This is a genomic window from Microcoleus sp. MOSTC5, assembly GCF_036701825.1.
GTDB classification, from domain to species: Bacteria; Cyanobacteriota; Cyanobacteriia; order Cyanobacteriales; family Microcoleaceae; genus Microcoleus; species Microcoleus asticus.
Map to the genome: position 1 here is coordinate 52,277 of NZ_JAUBRK010000032.1, position 18,151 is coordinate 70,427.

Here is an 18,151-nt window from a genome sequence, read left to right on the forward strand (position 1 = left end):
AATTAAGAAGAAACAGTAGCTAGAACTCGATGGTAGTCAGGGAGAATTTGACAGCCTTGCAAGTCGATCGGAAATTCATTTTCATCAGTTCCTTTGCGATGTTTGGTTTTATAAGGCAAAATTAGGTTATCGCCCTCCGACTGCAACAAATTACCCTGAACATACTGAAACTGAACCGGGTTTGAGCCCAGTTGCTTAACGAATGGCGGAATGTCGGCTTGGCGGCATTGACTGACGATCGATCGAAGCCAGTCTATATTGCAGGGTCTGGAATCGCTCTTTTTCCGAGTGGATTCCCCGCCGGCTATAATCCAGTTAGCAACAGACTTACCGATTCTGTGACCGCCTCGGAAGTCGCAACTTTGGCAGCCAGGGCAAATGCCAAGATAAGAAGAAAGATTTACAGGGCTCAACAGCGGTTCGCAACTGATGAATTTTCCAACAGCGTCGATATGCCGAAGTTCATCAATCCTCCAGGTATAGTCTTGATTTTCGACGCTGACTCCGAGCCAGACATTGGGTAAGGGAAGGGCAAGCTCAGCGAAATATCTTTCCAATTCTTTGACCGATCGCCATGCCCTCTTACTAATTAAATCCTCATCCCAAAATTCCAACGCAGCTTTGAATAGTTCAGTAGTTGTCAACGTTTGGAAATAATGCCTCATTTCAACAGGGCGTTTGGTCAGCAGTTTGTAAATATGGGTGGGAGTCAGAGCCATTACTGCTAAGACTTGACTGAGTTCGTGGCGTTTGACATTCTCGTGGGCAATGTCCGTAACTGATAAGAAAGCCGTTCTCGGATTCCGCCATCGAAAAGGTCGATATAGTTCTTTCTTAACAAAGGCGATAGTCCCATCCCATTTCTTTACTGCTTGATACTGCCACAGTTTCTTAAACTTTGGGTCTAGGGGCAAATCAGCAGCATAGCAATTCTTGCAACCTGGGGAAATTCTGGAACAGCCTACGATGGGGTTCCAAGCTTCTGACACCCAGCTTATCAATGTTCTACCCATGATTTTATTCCTATTGTTGCTACCTAAATTGTGTCTAATTCTTTCGTAACCATTGCTGAATTACGCTCACCTCATAGTCCGACATTTGGGTTTCTAAGCAGATTTTATGCTTGTCGTCTAAATGACAGAGACTGCGGTAAACCCATGAACTTGGTTCAATAAGATCGTTAGTTTGGACGTAAATCAAGTGAATATGGCGAGAGTGTTTGCGGTTGTAGTCAGTGTAGGGTTCATTACCATTAAACCCACAGACTCTCATTACGGTCAAAGTGTAAGTCATCTCCACCTTAGAAACGAAGTATTACCAGTGTTTCTTGTTTCTAGATTACTTGAAATATGTCTAAAAAAGTGTTAAAAATCTAAGAGAATTTTAACACGTTTACTTAGTTTTTTAACATCTCAAAGAGTTTTCAAAGATTATTGAACAGATTGAATTTTTTGTTGCCGTTCCCGTTGCCGTTGTTGTTCACGTCGGGAATGGCAAGGGACACAAACGCATTCAACTTCTAAATGATTGATTGCGTCGTAGCCCTTATGGTGGTCATATTCATGCTGTCGATCGGCACCCAAATGACCGCAATCGGTACAGGGTCAGGTACGAGCATGGGGTAATTTATTACGTGTAACCGCATAATTCACACGAGCGCGGGCTTGATTCTTGTCACCATCTTTGGCAGGTTTAGGGGGGAAGCCTTTGGGTTTGCGAAGTTCGGGGGGAATGCGTTCGTACCGCTGGCGATCGACAGCACGGCGACAGTTTTGGCAGCAGTTATATTTGCCGTCGTGAGTGGTCCTGTCCCTGCTGAAGGGATCGGTTGGCAACCAGGTTCGGCAACTAAAGCACCATTTCAAGCCGGATTTTATATTGTGCAGATACTCTTCAACAGAAATTCCAAGTTTCTAGCGGCTACCTTGCAGCCACCGAATTTGGTTTGAGCCATAGGTTTTATCCTGGCTATCGGTCGATCGCTTTAGTCATCAGTCATCAGTCATCAGTCATCAGTCATCAGTCATCAGTCATCAGTCACGGCATTAATCATTGGTCATTGATGCCGGTGACGGTGGCGGGTATTGATCGCATTGATTGATCGCAGTGGGACAGCATCGATCGCACTGATTGAGAGTGATCGCATTGACTGGCTCTGACACTGAATCTGGGTTTTAAAAAAAAGCTGGGGATTGCTCCCCAACCTTCAGTTAAATTTCAGGAATTACTTAGCGGACTTGATTTGTTTTGCGGATGTGGTAGCCACATTGATTGCTGGCTGTTCCGAAGCTTCAGGCAATGTTACTGGTGCTTGAGACTGAGGCATTGAGGCAACGCACATTTGCTCATTTTCGACTAGCCGAGGGTCTTCACAACAGATGAAGCCTTGAGTTTCGGCCTCATGAACTTGACGTGCTGCTTGGAGAGCTGCTTCATCTAAAGCTCCATTTGGCGGACGAACTGAAATTGAGACAGCGTAATAGGCTCCATATTCGCGACTTTCCTGCTTAATCAATTCAAAACAGAAAATGTTGGTGAATAGAGCATCGGCAGCTTTCGTTCGAGCATACTCCTCGTAACCCCCTGGCATTCCCTCTTCAACCCAAGAATTGAATGCTTGCTGACTGAAGCTCTCAACCAGAATTTTTAACTTGTCTCGTGACTGCCGATGAATCAAGAAAGTTGACAGTTCAGAACAATTTGCATGAAAGAACTCTTTCATACCTCCGCTTACTGGGAATCCCCAGATTTCGGTGAATTGTTCATTCACATAATTTGGCTCAAAAGTTAGAATCTTTGAGCCGATCGAGCAAACAGCCATTTCAACAAATTTTCCACGGCTTAATTTCCTTTCTTGGACTTCGAGAATGTTTAAGCCTTTCGTGTCTCCGGTAACGAAGACGCCAAAATCCCTCGAACAGTTAGCCCTGTAACGGCTAGGGACACCGGGGATTCTGAATGCGTGCCCGTCTACGATAATTGGATTCTGCATGGTTTTTGGTTCAGATTAAGTTTCAGTTCAGGTTTCATTTTTTGTTTCTAGTTTCTGTTTCTATATGAGAAATAAGAAACTCAAAGCCCAACAGCGAAGCATTTAGTCAATTGGAACTTAGCCAAAATTTTTATGATTTTAAGTTCTGTATTGACCAATAGCCTCGATGTTTAGCTTTCCATATTTTAACGGTTTAATTGGTGGACAGAAACCGCTAATTTTGGCACTTGATGTTCAGTTTTTTTAAGTTCGATAGCCCGCTGTTTTTGCAGGTTTTCTAAATGTTCAGAAGTGCGAAACGTTTCTAGTTTTGCTTCTGCTTCTTCAAGTTGAGTTTGAAGTTCAGCGATGAGAGATTTAGAAGATTCGATCGATTCAGCATTAGATCGGCAGAGGTTTTCATATTCTCGTGCAATGTCCTCATCTAGGCGCTGAATGGGAAGGATTTGGTCATCGTATTGATTCCGAAACTGAATGACAATTTTGGCATTGGCATCGTTATAGACAATCTGTTTCCGAGACTGTTGAGATTGGAGAACATCAAAGCCTTCAACAATAGCCTTAGGTTCGATCGCTTCAGCCTCAGCTTTGAGAGCTTCAATTTTGCTGCGAATTTCAGCAATTCTTTGTAAATACGGTGTAGAAACGACAGGAATATTCATGTTAGAATTTGCTGGGTAAATATGGTAGTCACCGATGACATAGGAACAGAGTTTTGATTTGTTTTTAATCTGTTTCTATGTCACCGGATTTTTTAACTTTTCGCGCTGCTAGCAGGGGCTACCAATCAAGTGCTGCAATGGCGGCTTGTTCAGGAGTCCCATCAAAAGCATCTTCAAGGGGAGATGGATAGTCGGTGGCTGTTAATTCAGCAGCTAAGTTAACAGCAGCTAATTGAGAATCGAGTTGAAACTGAGCCGTATCATGAGCGACCCGATCTTCATACATAACGCCTTGGTCGTACTCTTCCTCTGGGAAGAAAGAGCCATCAAGCTCAGGTAAATAACGCTCAAAATGTTTAAAGTCCTGATGGATAAACCATTCGGGCTGGAGTTCGATCGACTCAAGATGATTCTCAATCCATTTCAGGAAAGCAAACTTAACTTGTTCAGTCGTGAATGCTGCGGACTGTTGACAATCAAGTGCTTGGAGCCGATCGACTATTTCATCCAAATTAATCAGTTTGCCGATCGCTTCTTCAAGAATTCTGTCCGAAGCTTTCCAGGGAATCTGTGCATTGAACTCTACAGTTATCAAATCTGGAGTTTCGATTTGTGGTAAACTTGATGTGGAAGAAGTGGAAGATGGTAGGATTGACATAGTTGTTACTTTGATAAAAAATCAGTTCCCCAAAGCGAAGCACCCCCCGCGACAGTTTTGGGGTATTTTTTTGCTATTCCTGGCAATCTGGTACAGAAACATCATTGCTCCTCACCAGAGCAAAACACGAGGATGTTTCTGTGTCTCGAATGTTTTTAGATTGCTTCTAGAAATTCTGTTTCTGTTTCTGTTTCTAAATCTAACTCTGGCTCTAAATATTCAGAGTCAACGTTAAAGTCAGAGTGAGATTCAGACTCAGATTCAGGTTCCGGGTTAAGAAAAAAGTCAGGTTCAGATGGAGAATCAAAGCCGCGCTCTGGTTTTGGTTGTGGCTCTAAATAATTGGAACTAAAATCCGAATCAGGTTCGGTCGGATCGAGAGATTCGCTAGCGTTTGCAGCAGCATTGAGAAGATAAAGAAGGCTGGCAGCACCGACTACGGTGAATTGAGTCGTTTGTGGTCGCTTGCCATTAATCGATCGCTTGATGAGATAGGAGCGACTACTTATTTGATCGCAACTGACAATTTCACCACGGTCGATCGCAGCCTTAGCAAGTTTGGCAATGCGTGAGTGGATGTGAGTCATTACAAGTTTTTTGGTTTTTGGCATAATTCTTGAATGTAGGTTTTAGATGGTAAATCATGAAAAAAAACTCTCTTACTTTGGGCTTTTATGCCTGGAAGCAAGAGAGTTTTAAAAGTAAAAATTTTGGACTGAATTTGAACTAGCTAAAAGAGGCTTAACTGGTGGTGAGTGGGTTCAATAATTAGGTATTTACGTTCAGCGGGAACGTACTGATAAATGAGCAAATTCTTCTGTTTAGCCATGTCGAAAGTGGTGGCAGTTCCTCCCCCCATACCATGAGGATCGCCACTAAAAACAGCCAAGCAGATATCCGATCGTTTGACCATCCAAGAGTTGCGTGCTTGCATGACACCCGCACTGTAATTTTTGTAAAGACAGACGTGATCCGTTGCTTGTGCTAGCAATTTCTTGTAATGACTTTGCTGACGAGGTTTCCAGAGTATGTGTTGGTCAGCACAGGGCAGTACCGCTGTCCAGTTCAGCTTTTTATAAATCAAAACTTCAGCAGCTAACTGGTCTACACCAAGTGCCATGCCACAAAAAAACTTTTTGACACCTTGATTAACTGCCATCATGATGAGTTTTTCGATGTATGGTTTAAAACCTTGCGTATTAATCCAGCGATGTCCGGTAATCATTGCTGTGTGGTATTCTTTGGGTTCAAAAAGTTCGGAGTATTCAGAGAAATCGTACTGATTTTCACGATTGAGAGTCCGATCGATATGTTGAAGAAGTGCAGGAATTTTAGTTGTTGCCATGACTTGTGAGTTGTTACATCCAAGAAGAATCAACAACTCACAGCGAAGCATTACTAATTTTTTTGATTGTGTTAATAAACTTGTCGGATTGTCAGGTTTAAACGACCATTATTTTTTAACAAATTGGAGGTTTTGGGGATAATCCTTTGAACTCCGTGATAGGCTAAACGGCTGTCACCATGAAGGATTAAAGCATCTCCCGATCGCAAAATGATGCCCTTTAATGGATCTGTGCGACTGCGGTTGCTGCCGATAACGAAACTGCAATCGTCACCGATAGATATCGAAATGATGCAGGGTTTGAGATTGCGCTCGGTATTATCTTGGTGCAAGCCTAACTTACTTTTGATGTTTGCTGGATAAAAGTTGATTAGGCAAGTTTCGGGCTGATAATTAAATTCACCCACTAATTTAGCTAAACTTTGAGCAATGTCTATCAACTCTGTCGGCATTGCTGCGAACGGTTGATTATTCACAGGATTGATTTTTGAGTAGCGGTAGCCAGTTCGATCGGACAGCCAGCCAACTATCCCGCAACTGGTTTGGCTACAGTTAAATTTTTGACCAGTGGGCATAACAGGAATTATCATTCCGCCATTAATTTTGGCAATGTTTCGGGTAATTTCAACGAGATTTTGTTGCTCTGAGACAGAGAAATAGCTTTTTAAGTGCAGCATAGGTTTATTCAGAGGGTAGAAATCAACTCTTCAACGCGAAGCGCTGTTGTTGCGGGAAATAAAAAAAAGCTCCAGCGAGGGCTAGAGATTATCTTCTATTTACATTCTTTATCTTTGCGGATCGCATATTCGCCTTCATTGCCAAAAGCTCCGCCTCTGACGAGACAAAACTTCTTCAACGACCAAGGATGGCTGAAGGTGATGCTTCCATGCTGGCCATAACTGCCACCAATGCCAGCATTCGTCTCGCTAGACCAACTAACCAAAGTTGCTCTATCGGCTCCGTCTTTACCAGCAACTTTGGCATCAATACCACGAAATGTGGATTTAATGACAATACCTTTTGGCATGGGCATTGGCTTACCACAAATACCATCTAAACATTCTGCGATACCTGGGTTTTCGCCAGCAAATATCGCAACCGATCGAACTTGTCCGTAATTAATGATGGCATCATAGCGAGATTGCTTAGCGGTCTGGTGTAACTGTAGCAATGCTCCCGTAACTTTGGCATTGGCTATAATTCTGAGAGTTGTCGGCACCGCGAAAGTAGTTAACAAAGAAAGGATAGTCATCGAAGTTAAAAGTTCAGTTAATTTCATATTATGAATTCCTGATATAACAAAATAAATTTACTCACCTCCTCATCGCGAAGCGCCTCACAGAGCAACTTCTGGCTCTGGACTTTGCTGTGTTCAAAGTTTCCTGGCGCTCTAAAAAAAAACTCCAAAGCCACGAGGACTTCGGAGTGTTCTTTACGACCAGTTCGATCGGCTAGAAGAGATCGCCATTATCGAATTCTTGCGCTGCCATTGCCATAGCTGCACCATTAGCACTACCATTACCATTAGTATTGCCATTACCATTGCCATTGCTCTTGCTAGTAGCTGCTTGAGGTTTATTAGCAGCCATAGCATTCTTTTTGGCATAATAGTTCGATCGGAGATTGAGCAATTCATTCTCTGCAAACTCTAATGATTTAGCCAAAGCAACGAGTTCAACATAAGTCATATTGTGGATTTCATGAGCATTCCATTCAATCTCAAATACGCCATAACCACCATACTCAAGACCTTTTAACTCTTCTTTGTGGGTAGCACGAAACTCTTCCCAAGCAAGAATACGAAAACCATCAATCAGCAAAGAACGTTTTTTGCCAGTTTTGGAAGGAAATACGATAGCCATAATAAACCTCTAAAAAGTGTAAAGAATTTGAACAGAAGCCAGAAACATAGCTCATCTCCCCATCGCGAAGCGCACCTAACAGACAAACAACTGGGAAAATCTTGAAAAATTACGGAATTAGTGAGAAACCTCAAAGCAACAAACTTCGAGGTTTCTCTGAATTAATGGAATCGATCGACTGAACTAGAAAGGGGCTTCATCATATTTTGGCAAAGGCTTAGACTCACCAGAATTACCAGAATCACTAGAATTACCCGACTCAGAATTTAGTTGCGTGACTGTTTCTGGTAAGGTCTGCGAAGAAATCTGTGAAGAGGCAGCATTGCTACCATTAGAACTCGAGGAACGAAGCATATTACCTTTCTTGGCGTAATAGTTTGATCGCAGACTCAATAGTTCGTTTTCAGCGAACTCTAAGGATTCGGCGAATGCTACAATTTCGGCATAAGTGTACTGATGAATTTCATGGACTTTCCATTCAGCCTCAAAGACTTCGTAGCCACCATAGGAAAGATCTTTAAGTGATTCTTTGTTGACAGCTCGATACTCTTCCCAAGCGAGAATACGGAGGGCATCAAGCAACAGACTACGTTTTTTGGCAGTTTTGGAAAGAAAAGTAATAGTCATGACAAACCTCTAAAAGTGTAAAAAATTTGAACAAAAGCTAAGAAACCTAGCTCATTTCCCCATCGCGAAGCGCACCTAACGAGAGACTTTAAGTACCAGAATCTGCGGATGTTAGATGGATTTAAGGTCGATCGGATGAAGAAATAAGCTAGAAATTTAGGAAAACTTATGGAAATTAAGGCGGCTAAGTTCCCTTAATCACCTTGAAAGCTACCAATCAATTGGGGTCATCATTTGCGATCGATAACCCTTAGCTTCGTTTAGTTTCCACAAAACTAAACTAAACCGCTCTTCACTCAGGATGCGGGGGACGGCATGGGAAAGCTTGCAGTTAAACTTGACTATCTCACCGTCATTCAACACATGAGTTTTCCCATCAATGACAAACTCTGCTACGCCAAGATTGAGAGATACAGCCAGTGGTTGTGCATAGTCGTGATCTCTGTGAGGGGCAATCAGCCCACAACTCCCGCCTCTTTCCTTGCCGTGATAGGTCAACAAACCTATGTCACAGCCAGGATAAATGCGTTGGCAAAGGTCATATAACCTCTGGTCAAAATAGCCAGGGCTAACTTGACCATTGCCGAGATGGACTCTGTTAAATAGCCAAAGCTCTAACCTTTTGTTGGTTAAGCTACTGTGGCTATATTCCATTTCTGCAATTAAGCTTCTCAAATACTGTTTGAATTCAGAAATATTGGGGATAATTTTCTTGATTGTTTCCATGATACTACGCTCTTACGACAAGATTTTACTCATCTCCTCATCGCGAAGCGACCTTACGAATAACTTCCTGGCACTGCACTTACTCACATTACCTGATTGATGGAGAGACAAAACTCCCCATCATGTTAATTTTGGCTAATCACTCAGAAAGAACTCTGGTGGATAAGGTTGAGCAATGCAGTAGTAGCATTCTCTGATGGTTAACAGTTGTTCGATCGAGAAACCTCTTTCTGTTGCTAGTTCTGTGAGTTGACTCAAATCCATCGATCGAATTTTACTCCGTGTCCAACGACTGTAAAACCGGGTATAACGTTGGTCTAAATCTCCCTTGAGTAGGAGATGGCTTTCAAAGACTTGCCATGCGAACACACGGAAGGCATCACGCAGGCGTAAAGTTTCTTGATCAGTTTCCAAATCAGCTTGAGTCATTAGTTGAAGAGATGTTCTAAAAGTTGAATAAGTTGGTCAGCCGTGGTTATGGCTGTACGTATCGCGTAAGGGAACAGGGTATCAGGTTCAGTTTCAATTTCTAAACCTTTAAGACGGGAACAGGGAAAGGATACTTGAAGGAAACTTGTTCGAGGAGTAAGAACAAGTTGGTATCGTTTCTCGCCTTTTAGTTTGTAGCCGATATACTGTTGTTTGTTGAATGTTATCAACCGAGTATTCTTTAGTAACCAATTTTGAGCGATCGACAGCAACGTACCGCCACCTTCAATTATTTGAATGTTTGACGACAGTAGTGTGGGTACGCCGTCAATGACTTCAAACCTTTGGACTAAATCGTAAATTACTTTAGTCATGAAGTGTTACCTCTTTTCCCTTGTTAAATTGTGTCGAAGTTCTCTCTAGTATTTGATAATAGAGAGAACCTAACGAAACTGCTACATTCTCTTGAGTTTGATGGTTTCCGCAACAAATTCAGGACTCAGCCCACGAATCTTGATTTCTAGTGGAAAATCCTGAATTCGTTTTGACTTCCGAGCCTCACTTTCGTTGGCATAAGTGTAGCCACCTACTTGAGAAACAATTTTTTTGACTTTTTCACCATCAGCTTTCGATCGAACGCCGATGTAGGTGATAAATGAATCGAAACCTGAACTTGCGTCAGGCATTTCTTGCCAGCTAAATTGATTATTCGTCGTTCCAACGATGGTGATCCGATCGCTGAGTTTGACAACAACGTAACTTCCATGTGGGGAAGTTTCAATGACTTTACCTTCAATCCCGGCAAAATTAACCTTATCCATGATTTAATTTCCTTTTAAGCTAGATAAGACACTCAACACTTCACAGCGAAGCATTACACCCTTCATCCCAGAAACGGTTTCTTGTTTTTGTTTCTAAGATGAGAAGTGTTTCTGAAAGCGTTTCTTGTTTCTGGTGTTTCTGAAGCTAAAGAGGGAAATGCTTGACAGATTGCACAAGATATTCAGGAGAAAGCCCGATCGCTCTCACCTCATACGGATAGCCGTGAACGAACTTCGACACAAAGACATCCTTATTGGGAGTGCCGCCAGCTTCAATGATTTTTGCTTTGATAAGTTCCGCGTCCTGGTAGGTGTGCGTACCCACATACAGAACAAAGCGCTTTGGCAGAAAGCCTTTCAAATTATCTGTGACCATATCCCAAATGAAATTGGAACAATAAATCCCTTTGACTGCGATACGATCGGATAACCTGAATATGAAGTAGCTCTGGTGCGGGGATAGCGCCAAAACTTTTGCTTGAATTCCACCAAAATTTATTCTTTCCATTGCAGTAATGCAGTAAGTAAAAAAGTTAGAACTTCAGAGCGAAGCATAAATTTCTTGCCTTTCAGCAGGAATGGGGGCTGGGACAAAGACTTTGAACCGGCCTTGGTCTTGGATTCGGTGTTGGTAGGCAATAGATTGGAAAACCTCTTTGACATCTTTGATGCGAAGATGTTGAAGGTCGGTTGAGCCGATCGAATACTGCTTCCATAGTCCTTGCTGTTGCAGATGCAGGCACAGGTAAAACCCGTAGTCAGGCAGAACCAAGACGGGACACTTGATGCCTGTCAAAAATGGCTCAAACTTCCTAACTGGCTCACCTAACTTATGTTTGCTACCTTTGTTGATAAGCCAAAAGTCAGCTTCTGCAAACTTATTACGAACAATCCAGGTATAAAGAGATAGGTTTTCCATCGTTTTTCGGAGAGAAGTCCTCCCCGAAAAACGAAGTATTACTAGAAACAAAACTGTTTTTGCTACTGTTCAATAACTGGATATTCTTTCCAATACCACTCCAGAAAGCGCTTAATGAACTGAGCCGTGGGTAAGTCGTAGTAGCTGACATACCACAGGAACAGAGGCTCCTTTCTGAACCGTTCACACAAAGTGATTAAATGTCGGTTCACTGTTCGAGTTTGAAATTGATGCCAAATAATCTGCCGTTTTTCCTCAGCAGTGCTGCCATCAAAGTAAGTTGCTAAATTTGTCAATTCCTTGCGCTGTTTCCATGCCCAAGTGGACAAACGGATATCACTGCCTTCATACGCAACAGCATAATGTCCTCTGATCAACTTGTCATCGACAGCTTTACCATTACGATCGAAATATGTCCCTTCCCGACGGTTAACATCATAAGGGAAGAGTTTCATTGGGTTAATGTGAATTTCTACCATGATATTGAATGGATAAATAAGAGTTAAAACCAGTCTGTAGCGAAACCCTAAGAAAATTTAGAGATACTAAACTTTCTTAGGGTTAGCTAAATGAGGTGTGCCAAGTAATCAACACATCGGGCAATCAGTTCGGCATGGGAGCGATCGTTTATGTAAATAAGCTTCAACTTACCGTTATCTCGATAAGCCTCTGCCAACTGCATAATCGCTCGAAAAATATCTGAATTGGGGACTAAATAAGGTTCATAGAAACTCTTTAATCCTTTGCTCAAATACCTTGGTAAATGATGCTGGATTTGTTGCCACAGGATTTGGCGATATTCTGCGATTGAATGATTGCCTCGCCACAGCGGAGACATACTCAGTTCATCATCAATGTGGCGACAGTTAGTGCCCTCGCTGACATTAAAAACGGTTCGGTCTAGGTCGATCGCAAACTGAACTTTCTCGGTCTGGAATTTGTTATAGTCAAATTTTTCAACAGTGATGGTCATGGCTCATGCGTGGGGTGGGAAGTCACTCCCCTATCGCGAAGCGCATCTCATAAACAAACCTCAAATCCTGATGATTTTAGTTTTGCCTTTTGTCCGATCAATATTATCTTTGGTGCCGCGACTGATGCCGTCCCAGAGAGCCAAACCGTAATCGCAAACTGAGCACATCATCTTGTCTCGATCGACATAACTGCCTGGAATTCCAACTGTTTGAAAACCAGTAACGTTTCTTGGTTTCCCGTTTCCCGACCAGAGAGCAAAGTAAACCTTAACATCCAAATAATTGCTGTTGCGGAGATATTCTTGAACTAGCTTGTCAACTCCTGACGCATCGCCTAAAATTATTGAAAAGTTCAGCTCTATTATACGGTTAATAGATTGCAAGCCAGGGCGAATATCGATTATCGATCGACTGCCCGAAACCATTACAATTTTAGTCATAAGGCAAGTTAATTATTTAAATCACTACTTTCTAGCGAAGCTCAAATGATAGAATAAAAAGAAACCCAAGATGGAATTAAAATGTATTGATTTGTTCGCGGGGATAGGAGCATGGGAACTAGCAAGCAATTTGGTCAACTCTAGATCTCAAGTTAAATTAGAGACGATCGAATTTGTAGAAAATAACCCATATTCTCAAAAAGTCTTACAAACTCACTTTCCAGAAATTCCAATTCATTCTGACATTATTGATTATGTCCCCATTAAACAAAGAGCCGATGTCTTCACAATCAGTTTCCCTTGCAAGGGCACATCAAGAGCCGGGAAAAAGACAGGACTCATGCACGTTGACTCAAGCCTCTGGTTTGAAGCGCTCAGGTGTATCATCATCGGCAGACCAAGTTTTGTGGTTTTGGAGCAGCCTGTAACTCGGTCTACTAAATAATTAACTTGGCGCTTCAATTCTCAAACAAATTCAATTGCATATTTTCAGGTTCGATCGGTTTGTAAGTAATATGCTTCCAACTCTGACCGATTTTAATGGATGTAATAGTGCCAATATGTACCCCAAACATTGCAGCAATTTTCCGTAGAGTTAAATTTGTTTCAGCTAGTAAACGTTTAATTTCCAGAACTTGAATCTCGTTGAGTATGGCAAAACCATTTTTGGAACCTTTGTTTGCACAACTTTTCCCTTTAGTCGATCTTCCTTTATTTGCCATATCTGTGAGATTGTCTTTGTTAGTTCCAATAAATAAGTGTTGAGGATTAACACACCCTGGATTATCACATTTATGACAAACAAGCATCCCTTCAGGAATCTCACCATTATGAATTTCATACATTACTCTGGACATAGGTCTGCTTTTGCCATTGACACTAATTCTGGGATAACCGGAGTTGTGTTGACTGGCTAAGTCTGTAAGCCAACAATCCTTTTTAGAAATAATGTGAAATTCAATGCGTTCTTGTAGTGTTTTACGAGGCATAATCTTGATTAAGAAACATCAAAATCTCAAAGCGAAGCATTAATTTAGTTTAAAATGTTTCTATGCAAGCAATTAGTTTATTTTCAGGAATCGGAGGATTTGAATTAGCAGCACAATTAGTTTTTGGCGATGGCGCTGACGCGCCCCGCAAGCTACGATATCAAACATTTCAATTTGTCGAAATTAATCCTTATGCTCAAAAAGTCCTCCAATCACACTTTCCTAATATCCCCATCTGGTCAGACATCAGAACATATCATCCACCCAAACTCAGACAAATCGGCTTTCCTACGATCGTCATTGGCGGATTTCCTTGCACAAACACATCAAACGCAGGAAAGAAAGAAGGATTGGCAGGCTCTGAGTCAAGATTGTGGTGGGAAATGTACAGAGTTATCCTTGAGTGCCAGCCAGATTTTGTCATTATTGAAAACCCAAAAGGCATCATTCATAGAGGCTTGCGAACAATCTTGGGAGCCTTACGACTGGCTGATTATCAAACAGAAATTGAAGTTATCAGCGCGTCGGAGTGCGGTGCGCCTCACGAGAGGCAAAGATGCTTTATCATTGCCTACCTGCACAACCTACAGCTCAAGCAACGGAAAGGGTGGCAGGGCTGGTCTAACCAAGTTGGAAAGCACCTTGCGATCGCAAAATCGTTTACCAAGCAACCAGAAGTTAAATCCAGAAGTTTGCCTGTGGTTAATGGGATTCCCCCTTACTTGGCTGGACTGCATTATGACCACTGGTGGAAATTCAATCTCCCACCAACCAACCCAGGAGTAGAACCAAGAACCCCTGGAAGGGCAGAAGCAATCACTTTAACAGGTTTATCAATTTGCGTTCCGCAAGCCACGGTTCCATTAATGCGCCTTCAATTTCTAGCTCAGTTACTTAGCAACCAACCTATTCGGAGATGAAACTCATGGGCAAAAAGAGAGGCAAGATGAAGCCAAAAGAAAGACTGTTTTTGGAGATGAGTCAGGGTCGGAGACTCAATCTTCAGTGCATCATCGAAAAATCACAACAGAGTGACGGTCATGGCGTTTACCTAGAACTCGATCGAGGCAAGAACAAGCAACATCGGCTAATTTCCGTTCATGCCAAAATCCTTGATGCGTGGGAAGTTTGTAAAAATGGAATGTCAATCCTAGAAAATTCCAATTTTAGCTATTCACAAACCAATGATGAAATTACTCAAGAATTCATCCATAAGTTAGTCGAAACTTACGGTGACTATAATTCAGATGATGCTCAGTATCAACCAAAGGGTGATAATCGAATTATTTTACCGTGGCTGTTGTCTGGTGGAAAACCAGACGATCCAAATATTCCTGAAGGAATCACGATCGAAGTTATTAACCCGCCTGTGACCAAAAAGTGGAAGATTTACCATCGGAAATGCAGCCATCCTGACTACTCTCAGGGGATGTATGCGATCGGTACGTCTGACACGGATGTTTTGTTAATTGAAGAAACAGAAAGGGTAGTAATCAGCAATGCCTACATCCTTGCTGCTTATGTGGCGGATCATCTGAATGATACCGACCACAGCGAAAGATACTTGGCTCAGACAGAACTCGATCGACTATATGCAGAAGCAGAGACAGTTTTCTGTGTTGATATCCAGAATGTTGACCTTAACGACGAAAAAAAGTTTAAAAATAATATTTCGAGATTTGCTAATGCTAATTGGATGGGTCTTTTTACGACAGACGGAACTCCAATTACCAGAGCAGCAGTTTGGGAGTGCGATAACGCTTTAATCTGTGGAGATTATATCAGATTTGACAAAGGAGCGTTAGCAGGAAAAATTTATTATCCTACCTCTGTCGAAGGCACAGAATTCTACTTCAAAATGCCATATCATGCTTGGGAGGGGGTTGCTAAACATAATGGTGTAGCTATGCCTCTATTTCCCAAAATAGAGAATGGTGTGGCAATTGATTTTTGGGATTGGGTACGTGATAACAACATTGTCCCTAAAAAAGTTGATTGTCCCTTTGAAACGGGTCGTTTTCTTACTCAAGGAATTGTGGCAGTATTTGTCTATCCACACACAAATAGACCAAGAATGGATTGTAATTAAACTTAATTCTGTAGCTAAGGTTTTCTACAATGACAAAACCCGCTGAAATTCCTTAAGGACATATTTCAAGAATTTTGGATTTCGGCTAAGAATTCTTAAAAATCTGTCAGGCAAAGTAGCAAAACCTTGTTGAAATAACGTTTCTACCAAGAAGAAGACAGCATATCCAAAGTAAAAGAGTCTTGGAGCTATGTCACCTTCCGGCGTAAATCCTTCAGTAGATATGAATGAATTGCCTTTAGTATCGAGATACTGAACAACATAGAGAGTCCCGCCAGCGATCAGTTCCAGGGATTCTCTATTATTTTCTTTCAAGTTTCCATTGGGTCGATCGAGCCTAAACTCATAATACATTTCTTTGGTTAGATTCTTCATGTGTTCTAACTGTTGGGCTAGCCTCATGCTTTCTGCCTTTATCTGTGAATTTTCTGCCTTTATCTGTAAATTTTCTACTAACAGTTGCGAGTTGTCGATCGATAATTCAGAATTGGTGACTGATAAACGTGCATATTCTCTTAATAAATCTGTGTATTTTGACATACTAATTATCTAATTTATTTGCTATATTATAGCAAACTATAACTAACAACTGTTCATAAATAAACTGCTTCGCTAGGGGGTTTTGATGTCTATTTTTGTGAAAGTCTTATGGTTGCCGTACAAAATTCAACAGAAACTCAAACAAAACCTGTAGTGAACATTCATTGCGATGGTGCTTGCTCAGGGAACCCCGGACCCGGTGGCTGGGCTGCAATTCTCACAGTTCCAGGTAAGCAAACTAAAAAAGCAATTAGTGGTAAAGCTGACACAACCACTACTAATAATCGCATGGAATTAACAGCAGTGATCGAAGGGTTGAAAGCTCTCAAGAAGCCTTGCACGGTTACGCTATTTTCGGATTCAACTTACGTTATTCACACAATGACTAAAAATTGGAACCGTAATGCCAACCAGGATTTGTGGGAAGAACTCGACAAATTAGCAGAAGTTCACGACATTACCTGGTTGTGGTTGTCCCGGAATTCAACTCCTGAGTTGAGTGAATGCGATCGACTCGCCAAAGAACAAGTTGGCAATTCTTAAGAGCTAAATTTTAGCTTAACTTAATCCCAAAATGGGCATTGTTAATAGTCACAATGTCCATTTTAGCTATGTTAAAATAAGCTAACTTTCAGCGCGCAGTATTTAGGGCAAAACGATGAGCCAATTTGATTATTTACGAGCACAGCTTGCCGATAACGTCTGGGCAGGAAAACCTATTTTGACAGTAGCCGATGCTGTCAATCAGGGAGTAAGTAACGGAAAAGATTGGTATTTTAGCCTGCCCCATATTCAATTTATTATGGCAAACCCAGTAATGGCAGGAATCAAAGATTTATTGGTAGCATCGCAAACTGTGGGAAATACCGTCATTGATTGCAGTCTGGTTTTTCTAGAAACTCTGAATGGCATCAACCGCGCCTACAACAGCAAAACATTCACAAACTTAGCCGGCAAAGGTCAGCAAGAATTAGCCAATCTCCTTCCCAGTAGCAGAGAAAAAGCAATCTATGAAGCGTCGGTGATTGCGTACAACGAATCTTTGAATTTACCTAATTTATCAGTAACGATCGACTCGATCGATGCCGACATTCGAGCAATTCAGCAAGCCGGACAAACAGCAGAAGCTCAAATAGATACATGGAAAGCTGCTGCCATTAGTAGAATTGAGCAATTAAAGAGTGAAATATTAGCAACGATCGAATCACTAACCGGAAATCCACGCCGAAATGCCCGCGCACGAATCAGAAGGGCCGAAGCAGGACGTATCGCAATGACCACAGGCACAATTCCTAAAATCATTGCTGCAAATCCATACTCAATCAGCTCAACCTACAATTACTCCATCAGTTCCATTTACAGCCGTCCGCCCGTCTTTAATTCAGCATTGGTGCCGATCGCTGTGGGGGGAGCAGCTACAATCGCAGGTGCAGTGGGTGTGCTCACCAGCATTGCCAGTTGGCTGCTAGGGAGTTTTTTCCTGAAATCATTCAATATTCCCGCAGTTTTGTTGCCAGCGTTGACCAATACTGTGGTGTCGATCGTCCTGAAATTATCTGGCAGTTCAGGCGGTGCTGAAGCGGTTAGATATTTAGCAGCTTCGGCTCTGAAAGCTGGAGCAAGTTTGTTGCCCCGACTCTTTGGCACTACAGGAATGCAAGCAAGTGGTTGGGCTTATTTGATGAGTTGGGCAGCTCCTATAATTGGTGCAGCCGTAATTATTACCATCGCCATGAGAAACCGAACCGATTTAGCTGAATTCCTTTACGTTTTCGCAGATATTGGTGATAAAACACCAAGAAAGTTCAACTTGTCGTTATCGCATATGTACGACACGAATCAAGTTGAAATTCTTGAGAAACTGAAAAATAATGCAAGAAGTTTAAAAAATAAAGCTCTTGTGCCGATCGAGAAAATCATCGGAGTTGGACTCAATGCCAAACGCGAATTTATTCTTGGCTATGATTTAACCAATCCCGATGAACCAATTCTTATTCCCAAGGACGATATTATCACCACATTAGGAGGGGATAAAGTTGCTAAAATAGCAACAGGAAAATTCTACTTTGGCGACTAAT

The 18,151-nt window shown here is 41.9% G+C and carries 28 protein-coding genes; 6 read left to right on the forward strand and 22 right to left on the reverse strand.

The genetic code is table 11. The annotated features are described in order from the left end of the window. Positions 1 to 2: 2 nt before the first annotated feature. Together QUA54_RS18675 and QUA54_RS18680 are read right to left on the reverse strand one after the other, a co-directional pair. Positions 3 to 1,013: a DUF5131 family protein gene (locus tag QUA54_RS18675; RefSeq protein WP_333415794.1), complete on the reverse strand. Its 1,011-nt coding sequence runs from the start codon at positions 1,011 to 1,013 to the stop codon at positions 3 to 5. Positions 1,014 to 1,047: 34 nt separating this feature from the next. Further along, positions 1,048 to 1,293 (reverse strand): hypothetical protein, encoded by a 246-nt coding sequence (locus QUA54_RS18680; RefSeq protein ID WP_333415795.1) that lies wholly within the window; start codon positions 1,291 to 1,293, stop codon positions 1,048 to 1,050. Positions 1,294 to 1,664: 371 nt separating this feature from the next. Between QUA54_RS18680 and QUA54_RS18685 the strand changes: the two genes are divergently transcribed. Further along, positions 1,665 to 1,949, forward strand: coding sequence for a hypothetical protein (locus tag QUA54_RS18685; protein WP_333415796.1), 285 nt, complete (start codon positions 1,665 to 1,667; stop codon positions 1,947 to 1,949). A gap of 275 nt (positions 1,950 to 2,224) precedes the next feature. Here the strand turns inward: QUA54_RS18685 and QUA54_RS18690 are convergent, their stop codons facing one another. From QUA54_RS18690 to QUA54_RS18775, 18 genes are all read right to left on the reverse strand, one after another. Beyond that, positions 2,225 to 2,992: a hypothetical protein gene (locus QUA54_RS18690; protein WP_333415797.1), complete on the reverse strand. Its 768-nt coding sequence runs from the start codon at positions 2,990 to 2,992 to the stop codon at positions 2,225 to 2,227. Between the two features lie 185 nt (positions 2,993 to 3,177). Beyond that, on the reverse strand, positions 3,178 to 3,654 hold the full coding sequence (locus tag QUA54_RS18695; RefSeq protein ID WP_333415798.1) for a hypothetical protein: 477 nt from the start codon (positions 3,652 to 3,654) through the stop codon (positions 3,178 to 3,180). A gap of 118 nt (positions 3,655 to 3,772) precedes the next feature. Then, a complete protein-coding gene (locus QUA54_RS18700; RefSeq protein WP_333415799.1) occupies positions 3,773 to 4,312 on the reverse strand; it encodes a hypothetical protein in 540 nt (179 codons plus the stop codon). A gap of 155 nt (positions 4,313 to 4,467) precedes the next feature. Continuing rightward, positions 4,468 to 4,923: a hypothetical protein gene (locus tag QUA54_RS18705; protein ID WP_333415800.1), complete on the reverse strand. Its 456-nt coding sequence runs from the start codon at positions 4,921 to 4,923 to the stop codon at positions 4,468 to 4,470. 119 nt (positions 4,924 to 5,042) lie between these two features. Then, positions 5,043 to 5,657: an SLOG family protein gene (locus tag QUA54_RS18710; protein ID WP_333415801.1), complete on the reverse strand. Its 615-nt coding sequence runs from the start codon at positions 5,655 to 5,657 to the stop codon at positions 5,043 to 5,045. Positions 5,658 to 5,728: 71 nt separating this feature from the next. Then, positions 5,729 to 6,334, reverse strand: a complete 606-nt coding sequence (locus tag QUA54_RS18715) for an alpha-ketoglutarate-dependent dioxygenase AlkB (RefSeq protein WP_333415802.1) — start codon at positions 6,332 to 6,334, stop codon at positions 5,729 to 5,731. 95 nt (positions 6,335 to 6,429) lie between these two features. Next, positions 6,430 to 6,936, reverse strand: a complete 507-nt coding sequence (locus tag QUA54_RS18720; RefSeq protein WP_333415803.1) for a type II secretion system protein — start codon at positions 6,934 to 6,936, stop codon at positions 6,430 to 6,432. Positions 6,937 to 7,108: 172 nt separating this feature from the next. Then, complete coding sequence (locus tag QUA54_RS18725) at positions 7,109 to 7,519, reverse strand: hypothetical protein (RefSeq protein ID WP_333415804.1); 411 nt, start codon at positions 7,517 to 7,519, stop codon at positions 7,109 to 7,111. A 183-nt stretch (positions 7,520 to 7,702) separates the two neighbouring features. Continuing rightward, positions 7,703 to 8,146, reverse strand: a complete 444-nt coding sequence (locus QUA54_RS18730; RefSeq protein WP_333415805.1) for a hypothetical protein — start codon at positions 8,144 to 8,146, stop codon at positions 7,703 to 7,705. A gap of 210 nt (positions 8,147 to 8,356) precedes the next feature. Further along, a complete protein-coding gene (locus QUA54_RS18735; protein WP_333415806.1) occupies positions 8,357 to 8,872 on the reverse strand; it encodes a hypothetical protein in 516 nt (171 codons plus the stop codon). A 135-nt stretch (positions 8,873 to 9,007) separates the two neighbouring features. Next, positions 9,008 to 9,301, reverse strand: coding sequence for a hypothetical protein (locus QUA54_RS18740; RefSeq protein ID WP_333415807.1), 294 nt, complete (start codon positions 9,299 to 9,301; stop codon positions 9,008 to 9,010). After that, a complete protein-coding gene (locus QUA54_RS18745) occupies positions 9,301 to 9,675 on the reverse strand; it encodes a hypothetical protein (protein ID WP_333415808.1) in 375 nt (124 codons plus the stop codon). The genes QUA54_RS18740 and QUA54_RS18745 overlap by 1 nt, the downstream gene beginning before the upstream one ends. 81 nt (positions 9,676 to 9,756) lie before the next feature. After that, the gene (locus tag QUA54_RS18750) at positions 9,757 to 10,122 is read right to left on the reverse strand and encodes a hypothetical protein (RefSeq protein WP_333415809.1); all 366 of its coding nucleotides are present in this window, start codon (positions 10,120 to 10,122) and stop codon (positions 9,757 to 9,759) included. A gap of 145 nt (positions 10,123 to 10,267) precedes the next feature. Further along, entirely contained in the window at positions 10,268 to 10,630 is a 363-nt protein-coding gene (locus tag QUA54_RS18755; RefSeq protein WP_333415810.1) for a hypothetical protein, read from the reverse strand. Positions 10,631 to 10,663: 33 nt separating this feature from the next. Continuing rightward, positions 10,664 to 11,041, reverse strand: a complete 378-nt coding sequence (locus tag QUA54_RS18760) for a hypothetical protein (RefSeq protein WP_333415811.1) — start codon at positions 11,039 to 11,041, stop codon at positions 10,664 to 10,666. Between the two features lie 62 nt (positions 11,042 to 11,103). Further along, positions 11,104 to 11,496 (reverse strand): hypothetical protein, encoded by a 393-nt coding sequence (locus QUA54_RS18765; protein ID WP_333415812.1) that lies wholly within the window; start codon positions 11,494 to 11,496, stop codon positions 11,104 to 11,106. A 110-nt stretch (positions 11,497 to 11,606) separates the two neighbouring features. Further along, on the reverse strand, positions 11,607 to 12,014 hold the full coding sequence (locus QUA54_RS18770; protein WP_333415813.1) for a hypothetical protein: 408 nt from the start codon (positions 12,012 to 12,014) through the stop codon (positions 11,607 to 11,609). A gap of 60 nt (positions 12,015 to 12,074) precedes the next feature. After that, positions 12,075 to 12,455: a hypothetical protein gene (locus QUA54_RS18775; protein ID WP_333415814.1), complete on the reverse strand. Its 381-nt coding sequence runs from the start codon at positions 12,453 to 12,455 to the stop codon at positions 12,075 to 12,077. Between the two features lie 70 nt (positions 12,456 to 12,525). Between QUA54_RS18775 and QUA54_RS18780 the strand changes: the two genes are divergently transcribed. Next, a complete protein-coding gene (locus QUA54_RS18780) occupies positions 12,526 to 12,900 on the forward strand; it encodes a DNA cytosine methyltransferase (RefSeq protein WP_333415815.1) in 375 nt (124 codons plus the stop codon). A 13-nt stretch (positions 12,901 to 12,913) separates the two neighbouring features. Here QUA54_RS18780 and QUA54_RS18785 read toward each other — a convergent pair whose 3' ends face one another. Continuing rightward, on the reverse strand, positions 12,914 to 13,444 hold the full coding sequence (locus QUA54_RS18785) for an HNH endonuclease signature motif containing protein (protein WP_333415816.1): 531 nt from the start codon (positions 13,442 to 13,444) through the stop codon (positions 12,914 to 12,916). Positions 13,445 to 13,506: 62 nt separating this feature from the next. Between QUA54_RS18785 and QUA54_RS18790 the strand changes: the two genes are divergently transcribed. Both QUA54_RS18790 and QUA54_RS18795 read left to right on the forward strand, forming a co-directional pair. Next, positions 13,507 to 14,364 (forward strand): DNA cytosine methyltransferase, encoded by an 858-nt coding sequence (locus QUA54_RS18790; RefSeq protein WP_333415817.1) that lies wholly within the window; start codon positions 13,507 to 13,509, stop codon positions 14,362 to 14,364. A 5-nt stretch (positions 14,365 to 14,369) separates the two neighbouring features. Further along, positions 14,370 to 15,533: a hypothetical protein gene (locus QUA54_RS18795; protein ID WP_333415818.1), complete on the forward strand. Its 1,164-nt coding sequence runs from the start codon at positions 14,370 to 14,372 to the stop codon at positions 15,531 to 15,533. Positions 15,534 to 15,557: 24 nt separating this feature from the next. Here the strand turns inward: QUA54_RS18795 and QUA54_RS18800 are convergent, their stop codons facing one another. Then, positions 15,558 to 16,073, reverse strand: a complete 516-nt coding sequence (locus tag QUA54_RS18800) for a hypothetical protein (RefSeq protein WP_333415819.1) — start codon at positions 16,071 to 16,073, stop codon at positions 15,558 to 15,560. Between the two features lie 108 nt (positions 16,074 to 16,181). Here QUA54_RS18800 and QUA54_RS18805 point away from each other — a divergent pair, with 108 nt between their 5' ends. Beyond that, positions 16,182 to 16,616, forward strand: a complete 435-nt coding sequence (locus tag QUA54_RS18805) for an RNase H family protein (RefSeq protein WP_333415820.1) — start codon at positions 16,182 to 16,184, stop codon at positions 16,614 to 16,616. A gap of 115 nt (positions 16,617 to 16,731) precedes the next feature. Beyond that, on the forward strand, positions 16,732 to 18,150 hold the full coding sequence (locus tag QUA54_RS18810; protein ID WP_333415821.1) for a hypothetical protein: 1,419 nt from the start codon (positions 16,732 to 16,734) through the stop codon (positions 18,148 to 18,150). Position 18,151: the final 1 nt, after the last annotated feature.